Origin of the sequence: Vibrio sp. 779(2023) (assembly GCF_033344285.1) — a bacterium.
Taxonomy (GTDB): domain Bacteria; phylum Pseudomonadota; class Gammaproteobacteria; order Enterobacterales; family Vibrionaceae; genus Vibrio; species Vibrio alginolyticus.
This window is the reverse complement of sequence record NZ_JAWPOM010000007.1, coordinates 98,226-121,888: the sequence shown is the minus strand read 5'-3', so window position 1 is coordinate 121,888 and position 23,663 is coordinate 98,226. Positions and strand designations below refer to the sequence as shown.

Sequence of the window (23,663 nt, the reverse complement as noted above, 5' to 3'; positions counted from 1 at the left end):
GATTACTGTTATGTATCAATAAAGTGCTTATTTTAGATTGGTGGTTTATTGCTCACTAACGCTTCTTTTTTTGAACTTACGTGTATTATTGATGCGAACAGGTGGATAAACACTTTTACAACCGTATTTTCAAAGTTATAGTTATCTGAGCGTATCCATGTGATTGTCGACTGCACAGCTAAAACCGCGAGCCCTTTAATGGCAAGTAACACTTTAGCTTGGTGGTAGACCGCCGCAGGCTTATCAGGGTGTCGCTTTTTATACACGGACGAATAATCTGGCTCATTGGAGATCGGTAATACCCTAATGCCTTCCCAGCAATTAAAACATTGGTTTGCCACGCTAACCTCAAATAGCCCTTTCTTCTTTGCCATTCTTGATAAAAAACACAATTATCGAATGGTAAGTGACCGTTACTGCGATATCGCAGGTTTAAGTCATGAGGAAATCGTCGGCTTAAACGATTGCCAAGTGCTGGGTGAACAGTTTTATAAGAAGCTTGCACCATACTATCAGCGCGCGTTCAAAGGGGCACATGTCGAAGCCGAAATCACGCTCGATGAAACCGACCTTGAAACCAGTCTTCACTTTAGTCTTTCGCCAGTTTTTGAAGGTAACGACATTCGCTTTGTTGTTTTTCACGCTGTCGATACTTCAGAAAAGCAGATACTCGTTCGCTCCTTAGAAGAGTCCGAAAGTAAGTTTGCGAAGTTAACACAACTGCTACCAGACGGCTTACTGCTTATCGAAGATGATATTGTCATCTCTGCGAATCCCGCATCAGCGCGCCTTCTCGGACTTAACTCTCCTCATGAATTGTTGGGCGAAGAGCTAAGTCGTTTATTCATCGATGAAAACAGTAAAAAGGTATTTAGTCATCGATTGAGTACATTAATTTCTGACAAACCTTTTGTCTGCTTAACCAGTGCAAGATGCGGCTTTGAACGGAAAGTTCAGCTACACGCGGATTCCACGGCGATATTAGGTAGCGAATCTCAAATTATCCTAATCCAAGATGCTGATGATGCGCCCAAAAACCTGTCTTCTGCATCGAATGAAGACATACACATTGACTCGCTCACCAAACTCTACAACCGCTTTGGCTTCACCAAACGTTTGGAACAGCTGATCAAAAAGCAAACACCGCTTCTGGTGTTCTATTTGGATATCGATAACTTCAAAAACATTAATGACTCACTTGGTCACCATATTGGCGATAAAGTGATTCAAGAGGTATCGGCCCGTCTTAAACGGTTACTACCAAACCAAGCGATTATTGGTCATTTGGGTGGCGATGAGTTTGGCGTCATTCTGCCGGAGCCAGAAAATACCCGCATGGCTGAAATTTTATCCGATCGCATTATCTCGTTGATCAACCAACCTTTCGACTTGCACCACTTCAGCAAACGCCTTGCCTGTTCAATTGGTAGCGTTCGATACCCTGAAGACGGACAAGATGCACGAATCCTACTACAAAATGCCGATACTGCGATGTATGAAGCCAAAGATCGTGGTAGAAATCGTCTGATCAAATTTAACGATCAAATGAACAAAGAAGCGCGTATGCGTTTGTGGCTTGAAATCGAACTGCAAAAAGCATTGCAGCAGAACGGTTTGGAAGTGTGGTATCAACCTAAGGTTAACGCGCGAGACTTCAGTATCAACGGCGCAGAAGCGCTCGTTCGTTGGAAGCATCCAGTCGAAGGGTACATTAGTCCTGGCTCATTCATTCCTGTCGCCGAGCGCGCTGGGTTAATCGAACACCTTGGACGTGTCGTGATGCGTGATGTTTTCAATACGGTAAAACGTTGGAAGCAACAAGGCATACTGCCAGGCCGTGTCGCCATCAACCTCTCTCCCGAGCAATTTGGCAACCCACAGCTGATCGACTTTATGGAAAAGCTGCTTCGCACTACCGAGCTTGATCCAAGCTGCATTACCTTCGAGCTAACCGAAAGTGCCGTAATGAGTGATAGCGAACATACACTGCAGATGTTGAATGCGATTAAAAAGCTTGGCTTCGCTCTCTCTATCGATGACTTTGGTACCGGCTACTCTTCTCTTTCCTACTTAGCGCGTTTCCCTATTGACGAGCTAAAAATCGACCGCGCTTTTATTAATGATATCGACACACTACCGAAACAAGTCACTGTGATTGAAAACATCATTAATCTGGGTAAGTCGCTCGACTTAACTGTCGTTGCCGAGGGGGTGGAAACCCACCAGCAAGCTACTTTGCTCTCTAACCTTCAATGTAATGCGATTCAAGGATTCCATTTTTATCGCCCGCAGCCGAAACATGAAATTGAAGAGCTGTTTGTACAGAATCGTCGTCACAAGAACTAACCCCGACCCGATACCCTTACTCGCAAGGGGTAAATATCGACTTTATTGAGCTAAACCTAACTTAGGTCAATTTCGCTATTCATAATTCTTCATAAAATGCGGACACCTTTTTATTCTCAATGATTGTGAGCATATGGAACTCTTGTGTCCCGCGGGTAACCTGCCTGCGTTAAAAACTGCGATTGATTGCGGTGCCGATGCCGTCTACATTGGTTTCAAAGATGATACCAACGCCCGTCACTTTGCTGGCCTCAACTTTAACGGCAAAAAGTTAGAAAAAGCGGTGCAATACGTTCATGACCGCAATAAAAAAATTCATGTCGCGTTGAATACCTTCGCTCATCCCAATGGCTTCGAGCGCTGGACGAACGCAGTAGACAATGCAGCGGCACTGGGTGTAGACGCGCTGATTGTTGCAGACATTGCAGTGCTGGAGTACGCGGCTCGCAAATATCCCGATCTGGAACTACACCTTTCAGTGCAAGCATCAGCGACCAACGTCGCAGCCATTGATTTTTACAAACAAAACTTCAACGTAAAACGGGTAGTGCTACCCCGCGTTTTATCGATTCATCAGGTCAAACAGCTCTCACGCAACATCACTAGCGATGTCGAGTTAGAAGTCTTTGCTTTTGGTAGCCTTTGCATCATGTCTGAAGGTCGCTGCTACCTATCGTCATACATGACAGGCGAGTCTCCAAACACTGTGGGAGCATGCTCTCCAGCTAAGTACGTTCGCTGGCAAGAAACAGAAAATGGTCTGGAATCCCGCCTTAACGACATTTTGATCGATCGCTACAGCACCGGTGAAAATGCGGGCTACCCTACCTTGTGTAAAGGTCGTTTCGAAGCTGAAATCGAAGGCGAGAAAAAACGCTACCACGCACTGGAAGAACCAACCAGTTTGAACACCCTCTCTATGCTGCCAGAACTATTTGCTGCAAATGTGGCTTCTGTAAAAATTGAAGGTCGCCAACGTAGCCCTGCTTACGTAGAACAAGTCACTCGAACATGGCGAGCCGCGATTGACCGTTACCAAGCAAACCCAGAAGCTTACCAAGTCGAAGCGGCTTGGGATGCCGCATTGGCAAACGTGTCTGAAGGTACGCAGACCACACTTGGTGCTTATCACCGCAAATGGCAGTAGAGGTTAAGATGGATAATTCAATGAAATACGCGCTTGGCCCGCTGTTGTACTTCTGGCCAAAACAAGACATCGAAGCGTTTTATGAACAAGCGAAATCAAGCTCCGCGGACATCATCTATCTTGGGGAAACCGTATGCTCAAAACGTCGAGAAATGAAGCCTTCGCATTGGCTTGAAATAGCAAAAGAGCTGTCTGCATCTGGCAAGCAAGTGGTGCTATCAACAATGGCACTACTAGAAGCTCCGAGTGAAGTAAACATAATGAAGAAGTACATCGACAACGGTGACTTCGCGATTGAAGCAAATGACGTATCTGCTGTTCAATTGGCATCAGAGCATAAAGTGCCTTTCGTCGTTGGTCCTGCAATCAATACTTATAACGCACACACGCTCAACTTATTTTTGAAGCAAGGTATGATGCGTTGGTGCATGCCTGTCGAGCTCTCTCGCGAATGGTTAAACGATACTTTAGTTCAGTGTGACGAGCTTGGTATTCGTAACAAGTTTGAAGTTGAGGTATTTAGCCACGGTTATTTGCCTTTAGCGTATTCCGCTCGCTGTTTCACAGCCCGAGCTGAAAACCGAGCGAAAGACGATTGCGAAACCTGCTGTATCAAATACCCTACGGGTATCCAGGTCAGCAGCCAAGAAGGGCAAGAAGTCTTTAACCTTAACGGCATTCAAACACAGTCAGGGTATTGCTACAACCTCATCAATGACTTACCAAGTATGAAAGGGCTGGTTGATGTGGTCCGGTTAAGCCCTCTTGGTATGGACATTTTTTCAGAGTTAGAGCGTTTTCGCTCAAACGAATACGGCGATAATCCTGAAAAGCTCGAAAGCCGCCAATGCAATGGCTATTGGCATCAACTAGCGGGCTTAGAAGTAAAAACCATTTAATCCTTAAAGATAAAAGCGAGGCCTAGCCTCGCTTTTATCTGTTAGCTTTTGTTAGCAGGCTTGCACCCTTGGTTCGACAGAACTCTCATTAAGCAGCTTTTTCACATCTCGCCACAACATACTGATCACGACCAAACTCAATGCAATGTTAGACAATGGGAAAGCTAACCAAATACCTGTCACGCCGAAAAGTTTCGGCATAATGAACAAGAATGGCAACTGGACCAGCATGTTGCCTAGTGTTACAAACATAGCTTTGCTGCCTTTGTTTACTGATTGATAGTACGCGGCCGCCACAACTAAAAAACCATCTAAGAACAACGCAAACATGTGTAAACGAATCCCGATCACGGTGCTATCAATCAACTGTTGGTCAGCATTATTAAACACCGCAACCAGTTCGTACGGGAAAAGGTTCATCAAAACAACGAACGCCACCCCACCAAGCACAGATGTCCCCATCGCGACCTTTAATAACTTTCTGATGTTCTCCTGATTACGTGCACCGTGGTTGAAGCTCACTAAAGGCTGCATACCATTCGCAATTCCTTCGGCTATCAGATAGTAAACCGTCACGATGTACCCCAAAATGGCGTACGCTCCGATCAACATTGCACTTCCGTATTGAGCAAATAACGCGTTGTGCAGTGCCACCATCACAGAGCCGTAGGCGTACATAAAGAAACTTGATGTACCTATCATGATAATCTTTGGTGCAGCATCAACCTGAACTTTGAAGTCGCGGATACGAAGGCGTAATGTTGCTTTTGAAGTAAAGAAGTAACCAATACCGAGCACAGTGACCACTAATTGTGCAAGTGCAGTGGCAATAGCGGCTCCGGTTAACTCCCACTCCAACCAAGCAATAAATACGTAGTCTAATACAATGTTAATAACGGCACCGATGACCATCAAAATCGTTGCTAAGTTCGGGCTGTCGTCATTGCGTAATAAAAACGGAACTGCGATAGAACCCAACGTGAATACGCACGCGACAATCAGAATATGCAAATATTGCAGCGCAAGTTCAAACACTCGCCCTTCCGCACCTTGCCAGCGAATAAATTCATCCGAAAACAAGAACAATATTGTAGCAACGATCGGCATCAATGCCGCTAACAACGTCAATCCGCTCGTTAGGATTCGCTTAGCGCCTTCATGATCGTTCTCTCCTTGCTTGATCGAAGTCAGCGCGCCAGTCCCCACCCCAATCATCATTCCTATACCGAGGATCGAACCGATAATAGGCCACGCAACATTGATCCCAGCTAATCCGTCAGCGCCAACATAACGGCCAATAAAAATGCCATCAACTATTTGATACAAACCGTTTACGAGCATTGCTGCGACGGTTGGAATCGTATATTTCCAAAACTGTCTATAAATTGAGTTTTGCATGACTGTCACCAGTAGTTAGCAAAGCTAACCATTTAATTAGCAAGACTAACTAAATGGTTAAATTAAATAAAAGAAAGATGAAACAACAAAAACTAAACCATACAGCTGAGGCCTTTGCTTTAGTTTAAAATGACTTATTACTCAATGCTTTATCCAATAAAGCTTGTAACTGTTCAGCTTCTTGCTGATTTAATTGTTGCATCATTTGGTCAGAGATATCTTTGTACACTACCTGCTCCAAAGACATTTTTTCTGCGACTTCTTCCGTAAGCAACACACGCTTAGCACGAGCATCCTCATTACATGCGATGCGTTTCACCAAACCCTTTTTTTCCAAACGCACAACCATTGTCGATGCGGAAGGCTTAGTCACTTGCAGCTCTTCTGCAAGATCGGTTATTCGCACACCCTCAGGGTAAACCTGAATCACACGTAAATAATCGAACTCATTAAAGCTTAGATGTGATAATGGATCTTCTTTGGCATAGACACGCCAAGCTTTGGCGCAAAAACGCTCTAAATCAATCAAGCTTTCTTCTAATGCCATAAAAGCCACCACCACTTAGTTAGCAAGACTAACTATTTTAAATGAGTCACTCATCAAGTTCAATCATAAAAAAAGCCGCTCTCATCGAGCGGCTCTAAATCATTCAATTTCCAGCTTCTTGGCAGCCTTTAACTGGGCCAATCTATCTTGCTGTAATTGATCGTAAATTTGCGCCAACTCCAAGAAAGAATAGCGATGCTCAACATAATCGTAAACGTTGAACGAAATCGCGAGCTTATAAAGTGAGATGGCACTTGCGATATCACCTTCAAGCTGATTACGCTTTCCAAGGTAGAAATACGTTTCCGTCAATCGTTCAGCTAGGCGATAGTTCTCTCTCGTTCCATCCATAATTGCTTTAAGCGCGTCTTCGTCCGAGACGTCTCGCAGCATGATGGCAACAAGAACCCATCCCCACTCTTCACTACGACCTCGTAAATAACGCTGTTGAAGATTGGCTTTTGCTTGCTCTGGATTTTGCTCAGCTTCGATGATGTACAGCCATAATGAACGAAAAGGATCCGTTGGCATTTCTTGATAATGCTTGGTCATATCTTCTAAAGCGAGATCGATTCGGCCACCATAATACAGTGCAATCGCACGGTTGCGCTCAGCATAGGTATTATCAGGAGCCAACTCTATGGTCGAGTCAAACGCTTCATATGCCGCATCAAACTCTCCTACTTGGGTAAAGTATACTCCCAAAAGATTGAAGATGTCCGGCTGAGCAGGATTCAACTGCAAAGACTGGTTAAAGTCCAAACGGGCAAGATCACGCAAACCAACGCTGTCGTAGTAGCTACCGCGCTCATAATGCATTTTAGCGCGCACTTCATCACTAAGGTCGGGACGTTGTAGCAACTGCGAGAGACGCGCGATTTGTACTTCTTGTTGAACACTAGGCTGAAGTGGCACCGCCATCGGTGGATATAACCACTTTTGTGCTGATTGTTGAGAAGTATTTGCACAACCGGTCAGCGCGATAGCAACACATAAAATTGCGGTTTGAAACCATTTCACTAATTGATACTCCTGTTTGGACCGCTCAAGATTTGTTTCTCTTAATGCAATATAGGCGATAACCTCGTTTGAGGTTAATACATCGAAACAAACCAAAAAAGGGGAGCGAAAATGCTCCCCTTTTATAACATGCTTTCAGGCCCTTAATCTAATAAAAGGCTGAAAGTCTCATTTTGTCTTACTCGTCTTTAGCAGCTGGTGCTTCAGCAGCAGCTTCTTCAGCTGGCTTTTCTACCGCTTCTTTCATGCTTAGACGTACACGGCCTTGGCGGTCGATTTCAAGAACTTTAACTTGAACTTCTTGACCTTCAGCTAGGTAGTCAGACACTTTCTCTACGCGTTTTTCTGCGATTTGAGAAATGTGTACAAGACCATCTTTGCCTGGAAGAACCGTTACGAATGCACCGAAGTCTGCTAGACGTGCAACTTTACCTGTGTAGATACGGCCCACTTCAACTTCAGCAGTGATCTCTTCGATACGGCGGATAGCTTCTTTCGCAGCAGTGCCTTCAGTTGCCGCAATCTTGATAGTACCGTCGTCTTCGATTTCGATAGTTGTACCAGTCTCTTCAGTTAGAGCACGGATAACTGCACCGCCTTTACCGATAACGTCTTTGATCTTCTCAGCGCTGATCTTCATCGTGTGAATACGCGGAGCAAATTCAGATATGTCTTCACGAGCACCAGAGATTGCTTCATCCATTACAGATAGGATGTGCTTACGTGCGCCTTGAGCTTGGTTAAGCGCAATTTGCATGATTTCTTTAGTGATACCTTCGATCTTGATGTCCATTTGAAGTGCAGTGATACCAGTGTTAGTACCTGCTACTTTAAAGTCCATGTCACCTAGGTGGTCTTCATCGCCAAGGATGTCAGAAAGTACAACGAAATCGTCACCTTCTTTAACAAGACCCATTGCGATACCAGCAACAGATGCTTTGATTGGTACACCTGCGTCCATAAGCGCAAGAGAAGTACCACATACTGAAGCCATTGAAGATGAACCGTTAGATTCAGTGATTTCCGATACAACACGTACTGTGTATGGGAACTCATCAACAGAAGGCATTACTGCAGCAATACCACGCTTCGCCAGTTTACCGTGGCCGATTTCACGACGCTTAGGAGAACCTACAAAACCAGTTTCACCTACACAGTATGGAGGGAAGTTGTAGTGCAGTAGGAAGTGATCTTTACGCTCACCAGTTAGCTCATCGATGATTTGAGCATCACGCTGAGTACCTAGCGTTGCCGTAACGATCGCCTGAGTTTCACCACGAGTGAATAGCGCGCTACCGTGAGTACGAGGAAGAACACCAGTACGTACATCTAGTGCACGAACCATGTCTTTTTCACGGCCATCGATACGAGGGTTACCTGCAATAATACGGCTACGTACTACTGTCTTCTCTAGATCATGGAAGATAGTGTGGATTTCTTTTGTGTCTGCTTCAGGATCTTCAGCAAGAAGAACTTCATTTACTTCCGCAGCGATCTCGTGGATGCGGTCGTAACGAGCCATTTTCTCAGTAATTTGGTAAGCCTCAACAAGTTTAGCTTCTGCTAGATCAGCAATCTTATTTTTAAGCGCTGTGTTCTCTTCAGGAGCAACCCAATCCCAAGCAGGAGTTGCAACTTCTGCTTTGAATTCGTTGATAGCTTGAATAGCAACTTGTTGTTGGTCATGACCATAAACAACCGCCGCTAGCATTTCTTCTTCAGTTAGGTTGTCCGCTTCTGACTCAACCATCAGTACTGCTGACTCTGTACCTGCAACAACAAGGTCAAGCTTAGAAGTTTCTAGTTCAGTTTGGCTAGGGTTAAGTACAAGCTGACCATCGATATGACCAACACGCGCCGCACCGATAGGGCCGTTGAATGGAATGCCAGAGATAGCAAGAGCAGCAGAAGTACCGATCATTGTAACGATATCTGGCTGAACATCTGGGTTTACAGACATTACTGTCGCGATAACCTGAACTTCGTTTTTAAACGCGTCTGGGAATAGCGGACGGATTGGACGGTCGATTAGACGAGCTGTTAGCGTTTCGCCTTCAGAAGGACGACCTTCACGTTTGAAGAAGCCGCCTGGGATTTTACCCGCAGCGTAAGTACGCTCTTGGTAGTTAACCGTTAGTGGGAAGAAGTCTTGACCTGCAACGGCTTCTTTTTTACCTACAACAGATACGAATACAGACGTATCATCCATTGTGACCATAACTGCTGCTGTAGCTTGACGTGCAATAACGCCAGTTTCTAAAGTAACTGTGTGGTTACCGTACTGGAACGTTTTAACAACTGGTTTTTCGAACATTGTTATTCCTTGTTTCTAATCTTCCTTTAGTGCTTAAAGAAATCTTAGATGTGTTAATTGACACTCAAGGCATTACGAATCGCGACTAGTAAAAAGAAACTCGGAAATTCCTTTTGAATAGTCGCGACCTTTTGGTCGACGTGGTTGACTGTAATGCTATGAGCTTTTGAGAAAACCTCTTACAAGGTTTAGCCGCCAGTATTATAACGGCATAAGTCTAATTTGGCTAAATTTAGGCAACAAAAAAGGGGCATAAAGCCCCTTTTTAGACAAACTGCTATGCAGTCGCTGATTAGCGACGTAGGCCTAGACGTTTGATTAGGTCTTGGTAGCGAGCTAGGTTTTTACCTTTTAGGTAATCTAGAAGCTTACGACGACGAGAAACCATGCGTAGAAGACCACGACGGCTGTGGTGATCGCCTTTGTGCGCTTTGAAGTGACCTTGTAGGTGGTTGATAGAAGCTGTAAGTAGAGCTACTTGAACTTCTGGTGAACCAGTGTCGCCTTCGCCTTGTGCGTATTCTGCAACGATTGCTGCTTTAGTTTCTGCATTCAGAGACATAATTCTCTCCTAATAAGAGTAGGTTTAAAGTTGTAGCAGCCAATCTCTGATTCAGCCGCTACGCGAAGCGCGGATTATAGGGAAATTTCCTATCTCGTGCAATATAAAAATACCGACACTCAGATCGGTATTTTCAATCATTTACTTGGATGCAACGTCATCTCGGAACACGACCAATCGCTTAGGAGCGATTTTGCCATCTTCGTTCATTTCGCCAACGCCAATAAACAAGCGTTCTTCACCCATAGTAAGGCGAAGTGAGCCCTCAGTCGGAGCACCAAATACTTGAACGGGCTGCCCATGTTGGACCATATTCGCCAGTTCAGGCACCAAGTTGACTTCTGGTAAGTCTTCTACCGCGGTATCCATTGGCAAAAGCAGTGGGTCCAGTAGCTCTCGAGGCGCTCGTTCCTCGCGGTGAGCTTGCTCTAGCAACTCATTTAGTTGCTCAAGTGTTACCATATTCTCGTAAGGGTATTTAGCAACACCAGTACGACGAAGCATAGTTACGTGCGCACCACAACCTAACATTTCGCCCAGATCATCAACGATAGTACGAATATAGGTACCTTTAGAGCAGTGCACTTCCATCTCTACTTCATCGCCTTCAAAACGGTGAAGAACAATCTCATATACCGTGATCTTACGAGATTCACGCGGAACTTCGATGCCTTTACGAGCGTATTCATACAAGGGTTTACCTTGATACTTCAACGCAGAGAACATGGAAGGCACTTGATCAGATTCACCACGGAACTGATCGATGCACGCTTCTAGCTTGTCTAACGTAACATCGACTGGACGCGTCTCTACAACTTCACCATCCGAGTCAGACGTATTGGTACGTTCACCCAGCTTTGCGATCACGCGGTAGCGTTTATCAGAATCAAGAAGAAACTGAGAAAATTTTGTCGCTTCACCCAAGCAAATTGGCAGCATGCCTGTCGCTAATGGGTCCAAGGCTCCAGTGTGGCCTGCTTTCTCGGCAAAGTAGATTCGCTTTACTTTTTGCAGTGCATCATTGGAAGAGATACCTGTTGGTTTGTCCAACAGTATAACGCCATTAATTGGACGACCTTTACGACGACGAGCCATTATTCTTCGTCCTCACGACCAGAATCTTTTTGCTTTTGTTTGTCTGAACTAACGACTTCAGACACTAGGTTAGACATACGCATACCTTCAACAAGCGTATTGTCATAGTGGAAGCGGATTTCTGGCGTTAAACGTAGACGAATACGCTTACCTAACATCATGCGAATGTGCACTTCGTGCTCACGTAGCGCTGCTAGACATGATTCTGGTGTTTGCTCACCCACACACAGGAAGGTCACAAATACTTTTGCGTAAGCTAGGTCACGAGAGACTTCTACGTCTGAGATCGTCACCATGCCAAGGCGAGAGTCACGAACTTCACGTTGAAGGATCATCGCTAGTTCTTTTTGCAGCTGCTGTGCAACGCGCTGCGTGCGGCTAAATTCTTTTGACATATCTTTACTCTTATATAGAAAGAATGGGGGGTTGGTCAAAGCCAGCCCCCCATGGTGTATTCAACAACCAATTACTACTTATCTTTCAAAGACAATATTAGTAATTTTAGTCAATTAGTCTAGAGTACGTTTAATTTCAACGATTTCGAAGACTTCGATTTGGTCACCAACGCGAACATCATTGTAGTTCTTAACGCCGATACCACATTCGTAGCCATTCTTAACTTCTTGAACGTCATCTTTGAAACGACGTAGTGACTCTAGTTCACCTTCGTAAATAACAACGTTATCACGTAGTACACGGATTGGGTTGTTACGCTTGATCACACCTTCTGTAACCATACAACCAGCGATAGCGCCCAGTTTCGGTGACTTAAACACGTCACGAACTTCAGCAAGACCAATGATCTCTTGCTTGAATTCTGGAGCAAGCATACCGCCCATTGCTTGTTTCACTTCGTCAATCAATTGGTAAATGATTGAGTAGTAACGTAAGTCAACAGCTGCGGCTTCAACAGCACGGCGAGCAGAAGCATCTGCACGAACGTTAAAGCCAAGGATGATTGCGTTTGAAGCTTCCGCTAGTACTACGTCAGTTTCCGTAATACCACCAACACCAGAACCAACGATGTTCACTTTAACTTCGTCAGTAGATAGCTTAACTAGTGAGTCAGCGATTGCTTCTACAGAACCTTGAACGTCTGCTTTAAGTACAACGTTAAGTTCAGCAACTTCACCAGCAGTCATGTTAGAGAACATGTTCTCTAGTTTAGATTTCTGCTGACGAGCAAGTTTCACTTCACGGAACTTACCAGCACGGTAGTTAGCTACTTCACGCGCTTTACGCTCGTCACGAACTACTGTTGCTTCATCACCTGAAGATGGTACACCTGAAAGACCTAGGATCTCTACAGGGATAGATGGGCCAGCCGAAGTAATTTCTTTACCTAGCTCATCACGCATTGCACGAACACGGCCGTATTCTTGACCACAAAGAACGATGTCGCCTTTGTTTAGTGTACCTGATTGAACAAGTACTGTTGCAACTGGACCACGACCTTTATCTAGGCGAGATTCAACAACAACACCAGATGCCATGCCTTCAGCTACAGCTGTAAGTTCAAGAACTTCAGACTGAAGAAGGATTGCTTCTAGAAGACCATCGATGTTTGTACCCTGTTTAGCAGAGATGTGAACGAACATGTTCTCACCGCCCCACTCTTCAGGAATAACGTCGTATTGAGCAAGCTCGTTCTTAACGTTATCTGGGTTCGCGTCTTCTTTATCGATCTTGTTCACAGCAACAATTAGAGGAACGCCTGCCGCTTTCGCGTGCTGAATCGCTTCTACTGTTTGTGGCATTACGCCATCGTCTGCTGCAACTACAAGAACAACGATATCTGTTGCTTGAGCACCACGAGCACGCATTGCAGTAAACGCTGCGTGTCCAGGAGTATCAAGGAACGTGATCATGCCGTTGTCTGTTTCAACGTGGTACGCACCAATGTGCTGAGTAATACCACCTGCTTCGCCAGAAGCAACGTGTGTGCGACGGATGTAGTCAAGTGTTGACGTTTTACCGTGGTCAACGTGACCCATGATAGTAACAACTGGAGCACGTGGAACTGCTTCCGCGTTAGTGTCACGGTCAGATAGTACCGCTTCTTCCAGTTCGTTCTCTTTACGAAGAACTACTTTATGGCCCATTTCTTCAGCAACAAGTTGTGCTGTTTCTTGGTCGATCACTTGGTTGATAGTCGCCATAGCGCCCATCTTCATCATTACTTTGATAACTTCTGTCGCTTTAACCGACATCTTGTTAGCAAGTTCTGATAGAACGATCGTTTCGCCAATTACAACGTCTTGCTTAGCAACCGTTGCTGACTTATCAAACCCGTGCTGCATTGAAGTCGGCTTAGCAAGTTTGCCCTTACGACCTCTACCGCCACGTTGGTTGTTACGGCCACCGCGAGCTTGGTCGTCTTTACCCGAAGCTGCTTTTTTCTTCTTACGACGACCGCCTTCTACTTTGCGATCTGCTTCATCTTCGGCTTCACGTGCGTATTGTGAAGTCGTTACATGGTAATCTGTATCTTCCATATCACCCTTTTTCTCTTCTGCAGCAGACCAACGCTCTTTATTCTTTTCAGCCAATTCGCGAGCTTCTTCAAGCTTGCGCTGACTTTCCTCTTCAGCCTTACGCTTAGCTTCTTCTTCCTGACGACGTTTAAGCTCGTCGGCCTCTTTTCGCGCTGCTTCTTGCTTAATTTTCTCTTCAGCATCACGCTTTGCTTTTTCTTCAGCATTACGTTGTGCATTCGTATCTACGTCTCGCTTCGCTTTTTCTTCAGCTTCACGTTTCGCTTTTTCTTCCGCTTCACGTTTTGCAGCTTCTTCAGCTTCACGTTTCGCAGCTTCTTCAGCTTCACGTTTTGCAGCTTCTTCTGCTGCACGTTTTGCTGCTTCTTCTGCTTCACGTTGTGCTGCTTCTTCAGCTTCACGTTTCGCTTCATCTTCAATTGTGCTGCGCTTCACGTATGTACGTTTTTTGCGCACCTCAACCTGAACATTCTTACTCTTACCACCACCCGCGTTCACACTAAGTGTACTACGAGTTTTACGCTGAAGCGTAAGGCGAGTCGGCTCTGAATCACCTGATTTATCACCGTGTTCTTTCTTTAAATGAGAGAGAAGCTTCTGCTTCTCTTCATCAGTAACATTGTCAGAGCTCGCCTTTTTAATGCCAGCGTCAGCAAGTTGTTCAATCAAGCGGTCGACTGGCGTACCAATCTCATCACTCAGTGCTTTAACTGTTAATTGTGTCATGCCGCTTCCTCCTTGCCGAAAATTATGCTTCTTCGCCGAACCAACAGATGTTACGTGCGGCCATAATTAGCTCACCTGCACGTTCTTCGGTCAGGCCTTCGATACCTTCTAAATCGTCAATACCTTGGTCAGCAAGATCTTCCAGTGTCGCTACACCTTTCGCTGCCAATTTAAATGCCATCTCACGCTCAAGACCTTCAAGTGCAAGTAGGTCCTCAGCTGGTTCTAGACCTTCAAAAGACTCTTCTTGTGCTAGTGCGATCGTCGTTAGTGCATCTTTTGCACGTCCACGAAGCTCTTCGATTAGTTCTTCATTCAAACCATCGATTTCTAGTAGCTCGTTAACTGGCACGTATGCGATTTCTTCTAGCGTTGAGAAACCTTCTTCAACAAGAAGTTGAGCGAAGTCTTCTTCAATATCTAGGTACTTCATGAAGTTTTCAATAGATGCTTGTGATTCTTCAGCGTGTTTCTTCTGAAGATCAGCAACTGTCATAACATTCAGTTCCCAACCGGTTAGTTGAGATGCTAGACGCACGTTTTGACCGTTACGACCAATAGCTTGCGCTAGGTTGTCAGCTTCAACTGCGATGTCCATTGAGTGTGCATCCTCATCAACGATGATAGAAGCAACATCAGCTGGCGCCATTGCGTTGATAACGAATTGAGCTGGGTTATCATCCCAAAGAACGATATCGATACGCTCCCCACCAAGTTCGCCAGAAACAGCTTGTACACGTGCACCACGCATACCAACACACGCACCTACAGGGTCGATACGTTTGTCATTTGTTTTGACAGCGATCTTAGCGCGAGAACCAGGATCACGTGCTGCGCCTTTAAGCTCGATAATATCTTCTGCGATTTCAGGCACTTCAACACGGAACAGTTCTGCCAACATTTCTGGCTTAGAACGAGTGATGAACAATTGGAAACCACGTGCTTCAGGCGCGACTTTGTAAAGAAGGCCACGTACGCGGTCGCCTGGACGGAAGTTTTCACGAGGAAGTTGGTCATCACGCAGGATTACCGCTTCAGCGTTATTACCAAGATCAAGCACGATTGTGTCACGGTTTACTTTTTTCACGACACCAGTGATTAGATCACCTTCATTGTCGATGAACTGTTCAACAATTTGTGCGCGCTCAGCTTCACGAACTTTTTGTACGATAACTTGCTTAGCAGTTTGAGTCGTAATACGGTCAAACGTTACTGATTCGATTTCGTCTTCTACGTAGTCGCCAAGCTCGATTGAGTCATCTTCGTATTGCGCTGCTTCTAGTGAGATCTCTTTTGTAGGGTTCTCAACGTCATCAACAACTAACCAACGGCGGTAAGTTACAAATTCACCGGTTTTACGGTCAATGGCAACACGTACGTCGATTTCGATTTCGTATTTTTTCTTTGTAGAAGTTGCTAGAGCAATCTCAAGAGCCTCAAAGATACGCTCACGAGGTACCGCTTTTTCGTTCGATACCGCTTCTGCTACCGCTAAAATTTCTTTACTCATTGTATTTAGCCTCTAAGCTTAAACTTTTTTAGGGAACTAAAATTTAGGGATCAGGTTAGCTTTGGAAATGTTACTTAGAGCAAACTCTTCTTGCTGACCGTCTACAGTAATTGTCACTGTTTCGCCATCAACACCGTGGATAATACCTTTCCACTTACGACGGTTTGCTACAGCCATTTTCAATACGATGCTGACCTCGTGACCAATAAATTGCTCGTAATGTGCTGCTTTAAAAAGTGGTCTTTCTAAACCTGGAGAAGACACTTCTAGGCTGTAAGCAACAGAAATTGGATCTTCAACGTCTAAAACTGCACTAACTTGGTGGCTAACTTCTGCACAGTCGTCTACGTTAATACCATTTTCATGGTCAATGTAGATACGTAACGTTGAGTGCGCGCCTGCACGAATGAATTCTAATCCAACTAACTCATAACCTGATGCCGCTACTGGCGCGTCAAGCATTTCAGTAAGTTGTCTTTCTAAACCAGTCATTTAACCACTCCAGAAACAAAAAAAGGGCTCAGAGCCCAATCAAAAAACCAAGCAGTATCTGAGCTATTTCAAAAAGCTCAGATAACAAAAAACCCCGATAGTCGGGGTTTTATGCTGCTGGACCCTGATACGTTAAGAATAGCCAACAATTGCTTTTCTTAACTCGTAGTGTGGTTAGCACTACGCAAACTTGCCAATCTACGATTTCCTTTTAAAGAAAGAGATTGGTTGCGGGGGCCGGATTTGAACCGACGACCTTCGGGTTATGAGCCCGACGAGCTACCAAGCTGCTCCACCCCGCGTCCGACTTGCTGAGCATTATACTCGCAAACAAGTGATTTACAAGTTTGTAAATACATGGTGCCGAGAGAGGGACTCGAACCCTCACACCTAAGGCACTAGCACCTCATGCTAGCGTGTCTACCAATTTCACCATCTCGGCATCAAAACCTTACAGCTTATTGAGGAATTTCATCACCCGCAGGGGCAGGAACTTCACTCGCTGCATCCTTAACTTGTTCAACAACTGGTTGACCTAACGTTGGGTCTACCCATTGTGATTCAGTCTGGTGCGTAGACATACGACCAAGTAACAAGCTAACGATAAAGAATACGGTTGCTAAAATAGCAGTTGTTCGGGTTAAGAAATTACCTGAGCCGCCAGCACCAAACACTGTGTTTGAAGCACCAGCACCGAACGAGGCTCCCATATCTGCGCCTTTACCTTGTTGAATCAACACAAGGCCAATCACACCAAGCGCTGCCAACAGGTAAATCACAAGTAGAACTGAAAACATTTTTTCCACCTATGTTCCAAATTGTTGAGCCAGCGCCGTTCAAAAGAACAAATCATAATGAACAAGGCTAGCGACCTCCTAACGGGAGGCGGAGCAATACTAGCGAAAGCCAGTAACGCTGACAAGGGAAAATTAGTAAAAAATCAATGCCAATGCGTTAAGCGCTCAAAAAAAGGGCAAAAGATGCCCTTTTCATTCAAGACATGCTTTAACGCAATGATTAACAACTTGCTTTAACAGCCTCAGCGATTTTCAATGCTGAGTGTTGAACTAGTTCACCATCTTCGCCTTCCACCATAACGCGGATCAAAGGCTCAGTGCCAGACTTACGCAGCAGTACACGCCCTTTATCACCAAGTGTCGCCTCTACTTCAGCGACAGCGTTTAATACAGCTGTAGCTTCAAGAGGGTTACTTTCTCCTGAGAAACGGACATTTTCTAAAACCTGAGGATATAATGTCATTCCTTGCGATAGTTCATATAAAGACATATCGCTGCCAATTACAGAAGCAAGTACTTGAAGTGCAGCAACAATCGCATCGCCGGTTGTGACTTTATCTAATAAGATCACATGGCCTGAGTTTTCAGCACCAATTTTCCAACCTTTTTCTAGCAGTTGCTCCATGACATAACGGTCACCAACAGCAGCACGTACAAACGGAATGCCTAGCTGCTTTAAACCATTTTCCATACCCAAGTTAGTCATTAGTGTACCAACAACACCACCCTTTAGCTCACCACGACGAAGTGCATCACGAGCGATGATATAAGCAATTTGGTCACCATCAACTTTGTTACCTAGGTGGTCGACCATAATGATGCGGTCACCATCACCATCAAATGCGAGACCAAGATGCGCTTGCTCTTCAACAACACGCTGTTGAAGAGCTCGTACGTCTGTTGCGCCCACTTTTTCATTAATGTTGATGCCGTTAGGCTCTACGCCCATAGCGATAACTTCTGCCCCAAGTTCTTTGAAAACATTTGGAGCGATGTGGTACGTTGCACCGTGCGCACAGTCTACTACGATCTTAAAGTTCGCAAGGCTCAACTCAGATGGGAAAGTACTCTTACAGAATTCGATGTAACGACCAGCTGCATCATTTAGGCGGGTTGCTTTACCAAGCTCAGCAGACTCCACACATTCAATTTCTTTATCTAACTCTGCTTCAATCGCCAATTCAATATCGTCAGGTAGCTTAGTACCCTCAGAAGAAAAGAATTTAATGCCGTTGTCGTAATATGGGTTATGTGATGCAGAAATCACAATACCAGCCTCGGCACGGAAAGTCTGAGTTAAATATGCCACAGCTGGAGTTGGCATGGGACCAGTAAATGTTGCTTTAAGTCCCGCAGCTGCAAGGCCTGCCTCTAGTGCAGATTCAAGCATATAACCTGAAATGCGTGTATCTTTACCTATGATAACTTTCTTTGTGCCTTGTTTCGCTAGTACACGACCAGCAGCCCAGCCAAGCTTAAGTACGAAGTCTGGAGTGATTGGGTATTGTCCTACTTTACCGCGCACACCGTCAGTACCAAAGTAACGTCTTTCATTCGACATAAACTTTCCTTTATTATTTTTAAATATTGTTTTTCGTCATCTCAACAACTTTCATCGCTTCGATTGTCTCTTCAAAGTCATGCACGCGAATGATCTGCGCGCCTTTCATCGCGGCAATCGTAGCACAAACGACACTTGCGTTCGTACACTCTGCCGCTGGCTTGTCTAACAGTTTGAAGATCATGGATTTACGAGACATGCCAGCCAAAATAGGCAGGCCGAATTCATGAAACTTTTCAAGATGAGCAAGCATATGATAATTGTGTTCGATTGTTTTGCCAAAGCCAAACCCAGGATCGAGAATCAGTTGAGATTTATCAATCCCTGCTGCTTCACACGCCGCGATACGTTCTTCTAGAAAAGCCGACACGTCCCCCATTAAATCATCATAATGAGGGTCAACTTGCATGGTCCTAGGTTGACCTTTCATATGCATCAGACAAATTGGAAGGTTTGCTTCTGCTGCGACTTCCAGAGCACCTGGCTCTTGCAGCGAACGGATGTCATTGATCAAATCAGCCCCAGCATCAATTGCTTGACGCATCACTTCCGCTTTACTGGTGTCAACGGAAATCCACACATCATACTTTTCACGAATGGCTTTGATTACTGGGACAACACGCCTAAGCTCTTCTTCCAAAGACACATCCGGTGCACCAGGTCTTGTCGATTCACCACCAACATCAACAATACTTACACCAGCCTTTATCATTTTATCAACTTGAGCAAGAGCAAGTTCAATTGAGTTGTATTTACCGCCATCCGAAAAGGAATCCGGTGTCACATTTAGAATGGCCATGACATGTGGACGCGAAAGGTCCAAAGATTTGTTATTTGCTGTAATCATCATCATAAACACAAAAACCCCGAGATAACTCGGGGTTTAATATTATCGATACTCTTTATTCAGAGTCTTTCTTTTCAGGCGCTTCGTTAGAAGTTGTATCAGAAGAGCTAGGCTGTTCTGCATCTTTCGCAGTCTCCGTTGCTTCTTCTTTAACTTCTTGCTTTGCTTGAGGCTTGTCGCTGTCTTCTGGTTTGCTTGCTGAGTTATCACTCCAGCCCGCAGGCTCACGAATTTCAGCTTTGCGCTCCATTAAGTCATCAATCTGGCGAGCATCAATGGTTTCATACTTCATCAGCGCATCTTTCATCGCATGCATGATATCCATGTTCTCTTGAAGAATCTTCTTCGCACGATCGTAGTTGCGGTCAATGATCTGACGAACTTCGTCATCAATCAACTTCGCTGTATCGTCAGACACATGTTTAGTCTGAGTTACACTACGCCCTAAGAACACTTCGCCTTCATCTTCTGCATACAGCAGAGGGCCAAGCTTTTCAGAGAAACCCCATTGAGTAACCATCTTACGAGCAATATCTGTTGCGCGCTCGATATCATTAGAAGCACCGGTTGATACTTTGTCAGCACCGTAGATAAGTTCTTCTGCTAAACGACCACCGTACAAGCTAGAAATCATTGATTCTAAGTGTTGGCGAGACATACTCACGCGGTCCTGCTCTGGAAGGTACATTGTTACACCCAACGCACGACCACGTGGAATGATAGACACTTTGTACACTGGATCGTGTTCAGGAACCAAGCGACCAACAATCGCGTGACCCGCTTCGTGGTATGCTGTTGACTCTTTCACTTCCTCAGACATCACCATTGAACGGCGCTCAGCACCCATCATGATTTTGTCTTTCGCCAGTTCAAACTCAACCATAGAAACGTTGCGCTTGTTACCGCGCGCAGCAAACAGGGCTGCTTCGTTAACTAAGTTTGCTAGGTCAGCACCAGAGAAGCCTGGAGTACCACGTGCGATGAGAGAAGGCTCTACATCACCCGCTAGAGGGACCTTACGCATGTGAACTTTTAGGATCTGTTCACGGCCACGTACATCTGGAAGACCAACTACCACTTGACGGTCAAAACGACCAGGACGCAGTAGCGCAGGGTCTAGCACGTCCGGACGGTTAGTCGCAGCGATAACGATAATACCTTCGTTACCTTCGAAACCATCCATCTCAACGAGCATTTGGTTTAGTGTTTGTTCACGTTCATCATGACCACCACCAACACCTGCGCCACGTTGACGGCCTACCGCATCGATCTCATCGATAAAGATGATACAAGGTGCAGCTTTCTTTGCTTGTTCAAACATGTCACGCACACGAGATGCACCAACACCAACGAACATTTCTACGAAATCAGAACCAGAGATAGTAAAGAATGGTACTTTCGCCTCACCGGCAATGGCTTTCGCTAGAAGCGTTTTACCCGTACCAGGAGGACCAACCATTAGAACACCCGTTGGAATCTTACCGCCCAGTTTTTGGAAGCGGCTTGGATCGCGTAGGTAGTCCACCAGTTCTTTCACGTCTTCTTTTGCTTCGTCACAACCAGCAACGTCAGCAAAAGTTGTCTTGATTTGTTCTTCGCTCATCATTCGAGCTTTGCTCTTACCAAAAGACATGGCGCCTTTACCACCGCCGCCTTGCATTTGACGCATGAAGAAAATCCATACACCAATTAGTAAGATCATTGGGAACCAAGAGATGAAGATAGTACCAAGCAAGCTTTGCTCTTCTGGAGGCGTGCCTTGTACTTTCACGTTTTGGTTAATTAGGTCATCTAGAAGCTTTTGGTCATACACTGGCATGTAAGTGACCATTTTGGCACCGCCGCCACGACGAACAAAGCTAATTTCACCGTCTTTAAAAGTTGCTTCTTGAATCTGGCCTTGGCCAACTTCCTGTACAAACGTGGTGTAATCCACGGTTCTGCCATTGCTTTCTCCAGGGCCAAAGCTCTGGAATACCGACATCAATACGACGGCGATAACAAGCCACAGAATTAAATTTTTTGCCATGTCACTCAAGGTGTAAGCCTCTCGATAACTAATTGTAATTAAAGGTAGGGTACTACAGTTCATTAACTGTAGCTATAGTGTTAACACGCTCTCAAGAGAGCAAAATGGTTAACCTTTGTAACCAGTGGCTACGACGAAGACCTCTCGAGAGCGAGCTCGCGATGAGTCTGGTTTTCTAATTTTTACGGCTTTAAACATGTCTCGGACTTCTTTCACATACTGATCGAAGCCTTCCCCTTGGAAAACCTTTACGACAAAGCTACCATTAGGCGCTAGAACTTGTCGACACATATCTAAAGCTAATTCAACTAAATACATAGCGCGAGGTTGATCAACAGAATTGTTTCCCGCGATGTTAGGCGCCATATCAGACATTACTACGTCTACCATGGAAGGTTGGATCCTTTCTAGCAAAGCTTCCAATACCGCATCATCACGAAAGTCGCCTTGTAAAAAGCTAACGCCAGCAATCGGGTCCATAGGAAGCAAGTCACACGCAATGATCTGACCACTGTCCCCTACTATCTTAGCAGCATATTGAGACCATCCGCCCGGCGCGGCCCCCAAGTCGACGACTGTCATTCCAGGCTTTAACAATTTATCTTTCGTTTGAATCTCATCGATCTTGAAATAAGCACGTGAGCGGTAGCCTTTTTTTCGGGCTTCATTCGCGTATTTATCATCAAAGTGTTCTTTCAACCAACGACCAGAACTAGCCGAATGTTTTTGTTTACTCATTTTAATCCCAACAAGGCACAAATTGGAGCTATTGTTTTAATAGGCGCTACCTATTACTCAATAAATTATAGTCTTCAGCAATAGATGGCGTTAAAATAGCTTTTTTCAACCCTTATTTTAAAGAAAATTGGCCGCGTAATGAACCTAAGCACCAAACAAAAGCAGCACCTTAAAGGCCTAGCTCACAGTTTAAAACCTGTTGTGCTAATGGGCGCAAATGGACTTACAGAAGCCGTGCTAGCAGAAATTGAAATCGCTCTTAACCATCACGAACTTATCAAAGTAAAAGTTGCTTCGGAAGATCGTGAAACAAAACAGCTAATCATCGACGCTATCGTACGTGAGACGGGCGCTGAAAAAGTTCAGACTATTGGTAAAGTGCTTGTGCTATACCGCCAGTCTGAAGAGCGTAAAATCGAAATCCCTCGTAAGTAACTCTACTTACGTTGCTGAAGAAAAAAGGTCGCCTGAGGCGACCTTTTTGCGTTTTATCAGAGTAGTAATGCTACTCCAAACGACTTAGATATATTCTACTCGGTCAATTTCGAAGTCTTTCGCGCCACCCGGAGTTTGAATAGCAACTTCATCGCCTTCCATCTTACCAATCAGGCCACGAGCAATAGGTGAGCTCACTGAAATGCGACCTGCTTTGATATCGGCTTCGTCATCACCAACGATTTGGTACGTTTTTTCTTCTTCGGTGTCGATATCAATCAAGGTTACGGTTGAACCAAAAATAACTTTACCCGTGTTCTCCATCTTCGTTACATCAATAACTTGAGCAACTGACAGTTTGTATTCAATGTCACGGATTTGTGCTTCACAAATGCCCTGCTCTTCACGAGCGGCGTGATATTCAGCATTCTCTTTTAAATCACCTAGCTCACGAGCTTCAGCAATTGCCTCTGAGATCTGAGGACGTAGTTTAAGTAGACGATCGAGTTCTGCACGTAGCTTTTGCTCGCCACGTAGTGTCATTGGAACTTTTTCCATTTTATAACCTCAAGCCCAAATGGGTCTTTGGACAAAAAAAGCCCACCCTGTCATAGGACTGGGTAGTGCGCTTAAAGATGTATTTCGTTTAGTGTAAACAAACTCCCGGACGAAATCATCTTAATTCGAAAGGCAGCAAGACTATGC

At 45.0% G+C, this 23,663-nt stretch carries 20 protein-coding genes and 2 tRNA genes; 4 read left to right on the top strand and 18 right to left on the bottom strand.

The genetic code is table 11. The features are described from left to right. Positions 1 to 306: 306 nt before the first annotated feature. The 3 genes from R8O70_RS11160 to R8O70_RS11150 all read left to right on the top strand — a co-directional run bounded on the left by R8O70_RS11160 (position 307) and on the right by R8O70_RS11150 (position 4,392). Positions 307 to 2,346 carry a bifunctional diguanylate cyclase/phosphodiesterase gene (locus R8O70_RS11160; RefSeq protein WP_005380112.1) on the top strand — a complete coding sequence of 680 codons (2,040 nt, stop codon included), beginning with the start codon at positions 307 to 309 and terminating at the stop codon, positions 2,344 to 2,346. A gap of 133 nt (positions 2,347 to 2,479) precedes the next feature. Then, positions 2,480 to 3,493: a ubiquinone anaerobic biosynthesis protein UbiU gene (gene ubiU / locus R8O70_RS11155; RefSeq protein WP_005380110.1), complete on the top strand. Its 1,014-nt coding sequence runs from the start codon at positions 2,480 to 2,482 to the stop codon at positions 3,491 to 3,493. A gap of 20 nt (positions 3,494 to 3,513) precedes the next feature. Beyond that, complete coding sequence (locus R8O70_RS11150; RefSeq protein ID WP_054576345.1) at positions 3,514 to 4,392, top strand: U32 family peptidase; 879 nt, start codon at positions 3,514 to 3,516, stop codon at positions 4,390 to 4,392. A 51-nt stretch (positions 4,393 to 4,443) separates the two neighbouring features. Here the strand turns inward: R8O70_RS11150 and R8O70_RS11145 are convergent, their stop codons facing one another. The 17 genes from R8O70_RS11145 to rlmE form a co-directional block, all read right to left on the bottom strand. Then, positions 4,444 to 5,790 carry an MATE family efflux transporter gene (locus R8O70_RS11145; protein WP_318184186.1) on the bottom strand — a complete coding sequence of 449 codons (1,347 nt, stop codon included), beginning with the start codon at positions 5,788 to 5,790 and terminating at the stop codon, positions 4,444 to 4,446. A 124-nt stretch (positions 5,791 to 5,914) separates the two neighbouring features. Next, positions 5,915 to 6,337 carry a MarR family winged helix-turn-helix transcriptional regulator gene (locus tag R8O70_RS11140; RefSeq protein ID WP_318184185.1) on the bottom strand — a complete coding sequence of 141 codons (423 nt, stop codon included), beginning with the start codon at positions 6,335 to 6,337 and terminating at the stop codon, positions 5,915 to 5,917. 99 nt (positions 6,338 to 6,436) lie between these two features. Continuing rightward, positions 6,437 to 7,357, bottom strand: coding sequence for a lipoprotein NlpI (gene nlpI, locus R8O70_RS11135; protein ID WP_318184184.1), 921 nt, complete (start codon positions 7,355 to 7,357; stop codon positions 6,437 to 6,439). 178 nt (positions 7,358 to 7,535) lie between these two features. Continuing rightward, positions 7,536 to 9,671, bottom strand: coding sequence for a polyribonucleotide nucleotidyltransferase (gene pnp, locus R8O70_RS11130; RefSeq protein ID WP_005380098.1), 2,136 nt, complete (start codon positions 9,669 to 9,671; stop codon positions 7,536 to 7,538). A gap of 292 nt (positions 9,672 to 9,963) precedes the next feature. After that, positions 9,964 to 10,233 (bottom strand): 30S ribosomal protein S15, encoded by a 270-nt coding sequence (gene rpsO / locus R8O70_RS11125; protein ID WP_005380094.1) that lies wholly within the window; start codon positions 10,231 to 10,233, stop codon positions 9,964 to 9,966. Between the two features lie 141 nt (positions 10,234 to 10,374). Beyond that, the gene (gene truB / locus R8O70_RS11120; protein ID WP_005380088.1) at positions 10,375 to 11,328 is read right to left on the bottom strand and encodes a tRNA pseudouridine(55) synthase TruB; all 954 of its coding nucleotides are present in this window, start codon (positions 11,326 to 11,328) and stop codon (positions 10,375 to 10,377) included. Then, the gene (gene rbfA / locus R8O70_RS11115) at positions 11,328 to 11,723 is read right to left on the bottom strand and encodes a 30S ribosome-binding factor RbfA (RefSeq protein WP_005380087.1); all 396 of its coding nucleotides are present in this window, start codon (positions 11,721 to 11,723) and stop codon (positions 11,328 to 11,330) included. Before rbfA ends, truB begins: the two co-directional genes overlap by 1 nt. A 114-nt stretch (positions 11,724 to 11,837) precedes the next feature. Next, on the bottom strand, positions 11,838 to 14,549 hold the full coding sequence (gene infB / locus R8O70_RS11110; protein ID WP_005380086.1) for a translation initiation factor IF-2: 2,712 nt from the start codon (positions 14,547 to 14,549) through the stop codon (positions 11,838 to 11,840). A gap of 22 nt (positions 14,550 to 14,571) precedes the next feature. Beyond that, on the bottom strand, positions 14,572 to 16,059 hold the full coding sequence (nusA, locus tag R8O70_RS11105) for a transcription termination factor NusA (RefSeq protein ID WP_005380084.1): 1,488 nt from the start codon (positions 16,057 to 16,059) through the stop codon (positions 14,572 to 14,574). A 36-nt stretch (positions 16,060 to 16,095) separates the two neighbouring features. Further along, positions 16,096 to 16,551 (bottom strand): ribosome maturation factor RimP, encoded by a 456-nt coding sequence (gene rimP / locus R8O70_RS11100; RefSeq protein ID WP_005386424.1) that lies wholly within the window; start codon positions 16,549 to 16,551, stop codon positions 16,096 to 16,098. Positions 16,552 to 16,776: 225 nt separating this feature from the next. After that, positions 16,777 to 16,853: transfer RNA gene (locus tag R8O70_RS11095), tRNA-Met, on the bottom strand. Between the two features lie 56 nt (positions 16,854 to 16,909). Beyond that, positions 16,910 to 16,993 (bottom strand) — tRNA-Leu (locus tag R8O70_RS11090). Positions 16,994 to 17,009: 16 nt separating this feature from the next. Next, positions 17,010 to 17,348 (bottom strand): preprotein translocase subunit SecG, encoded by a 339-nt coding sequence (gene secG / locus R8O70_RS11085; protein WP_005380080.1) that lies wholly within the window; start codon positions 17,346 to 17,348, stop codon positions 17,010 to 17,012. 220 nt (positions 17,349 to 17,568) lie between these two features. Then, on the bottom strand, positions 17,569 to 18,909 hold the full coding sequence (gene glmM / locus R8O70_RS11080; protein ID WP_005388992.1) for a phosphoglucosamine mutase: 1,341 nt from the start codon (positions 18,907 to 18,909) through the stop codon (positions 17,569 to 17,571). A 19-nt stretch (positions 18,910 to 18,928) separates the two neighbouring features. Then, positions 18,929 to 19,759, bottom strand: coding sequence for a dihydropteroate synthase (folP, locus tag R8O70_RS11075; RefSeq protein ID WP_017820419.1), 831 nt, complete (start codon positions 19,757 to 19,759; stop codon positions 18,929 to 18,931). Positions 19,760 to 19,811: 52 nt separating this feature from the next. Further along, positions 19,812 to 21,785: an ATP-dependent zinc metalloprotease FtsH gene (gene ftsH, locus R8O70_RS11070; protein ID WP_170960389.1), complete on the bottom strand. Its 1,974-nt coding sequence runs from the start codon at positions 21,783 to 21,785 to the stop codon at positions 19,812 to 19,814. Positions 21,786 to 21,893: 108 nt separating this feature from the next. Continuing rightward, positions 21,894 to 22,523, bottom strand: a complete 630-nt coding sequence (gene rlmE, locus R8O70_RS11065; RefSeq protein ID WP_005388985.1) for a 23S rRNA (uridine(2552)-2'-O)-methyltransferase RlmE — start codon at positions 22,521 to 22,523, stop codon at positions 21,894 to 21,896. A gap of 138 nt (positions 22,524 to 22,661) precedes the next feature. Between rlmE and yhbY the strand changes: the two genes are divergently transcribed. Then, positions 22,662 to 22,958, top strand: coding sequence for a ribosome assembly RNA-binding protein YhbY (gene yhbY / locus R8O70_RS11060; protein WP_005380066.1), 297 nt, complete (start codon positions 22,662 to 22,664; stop codon positions 22,956 to 22,958). Between the two features lie 84 nt (positions 22,959 to 23,042). Here yhbY and greA read toward each other — a convergent pair whose 3' ends face one another. Further along, on the bottom strand, positions 23,043 to 23,516 hold the full coding sequence (gene greA, locus R8O70_RS11055) for a transcription elongation factor GreA (protein WP_005380065.1): 474 nt from the start codon (positions 23,514 to 23,516) through the stop codon (positions 23,043 to 23,045). Positions 23,517 to 23,663 lie beyond the last annotated feature (147 nt).

Coding starts and splice junctions, on each gene's coding strand:
- R8O70_RS11160 (WP_005380112.1), top strand. CDS start 307: ATGCCTTCCCAGCAATTAAAACATTGGTTTGCCACGCTAACCTCAAAT.
- ubiU (WP_005380110.1), top strand. CDS start 2,480: ATGGAACTCTTGTGTCCCGCGGGTAACCTGCCTGCGTTAAAAACTGCG.
- R8O70_RS11150 (WP_054576345.1), top strand. CDS start 3,514: ATGAAATACGCGCTTGGCCCGCTGTTGTACTTCTGGCCAAAACAAGAC.
- R8O70_RS11145 (WP_318184186.1), bottom strand. CDS start 5,790: ATGCAAAACTCAATTTATAGACAGTTTTGGAAATATACGATTCCAACC.
- R8O70_RS11140 (WP_318184185.1), bottom strand. CDS start 6,337: ATGGCATTAGAAGAAAGCTTGATTGATTTAGAGCGTTTTTGCGCCAAA.
- pnp (WP_005380098.1), bottom strand. CDS start 9,671: ATGTTCGAAAAACCAGTTGTTAAAACGTTCCAGTACGGTAACCACACA.
- rpsO (WP_005380094.1), bottom strand. CDS start 10,233: ATGTCTCTGAATGCAGAAACTAAAGCAGCAATCGTTGCAGAATACGCA.
- truB (WP_005380088.1), bottom strand. CDS start 11,328: ATGGCTCGTCGTCGTAAAGGTCGTCCAATTAATGGCGTTATACTGTTG.
- rbfA (WP_005380087.1), bottom strand. CDS start 11,723: ATGTCAAAAGAATTTAGCCGCACGCAGCGCGTTGCACAGCAGCTGCAA.
- infB (WP_005380086.1), bottom strand. CDS start 14,549: ATGACACAATTAACAGTTAAAGCACTGAGTGATGAGATTGGTACGCCA.
- nusA (WP_005380084.1), bottom strand. CDS start 16,059: ATGAGTAAAGAAATTTTAGCGGTAGCAGAAGCGGTATCGAACGAAAAA.
- rimP (WP_005386424.1), bottom strand. CDS start 16,551: ATGACTGGTTTAGAAAGACAACTTACTGAAATGCTTGACGCGCCAGTA.
- secG (WP_005380080.1), bottom strand. CDS start 17,348: ATGTTTTCAGTTCTACTTGTGATTTACCTGTTGGCAGCGCTTGGTGTG.
- glmM (WP_005388992.1), bottom strand. CDS start 18,909: ATGTCGAATGAAAGACGTTACTTTGGTACTGACGGTGTGCGCGGTAAA.
- folP (WP_017820419.1), bottom strand. CDS start 19,759: ATGATGATTACAGCAAATAACAAATCTTTGGACCTTTCGCGTCCACAT.
- ftsH (WP_170960389.1), bottom strand. CDS start 21,785: ATGGCAAAAAATTTAATTCTGTGGCTTGTTATCGCCGTCGTATTGATG.
- rlmE (WP_005388985.1), bottom strand. CDS start 22,523: ATGAGTAAACAAAAACATTCGGCTAGTTCTGGTCGTTGGTTGAAAGAA.
- yhbY (WP_005380066.1), top strand. CDS start 22,662: ATGAACCTAAGCACCAAACAAAAGCAGCACCTTAAAGGCCTAGCTCAC.
- greA (WP_005380065.1), bottom strand. CDS start 23,516: ATGGAAAAAGTTCCAATGACACTACGTGGCGAGCAAAAGCTACGTGCA.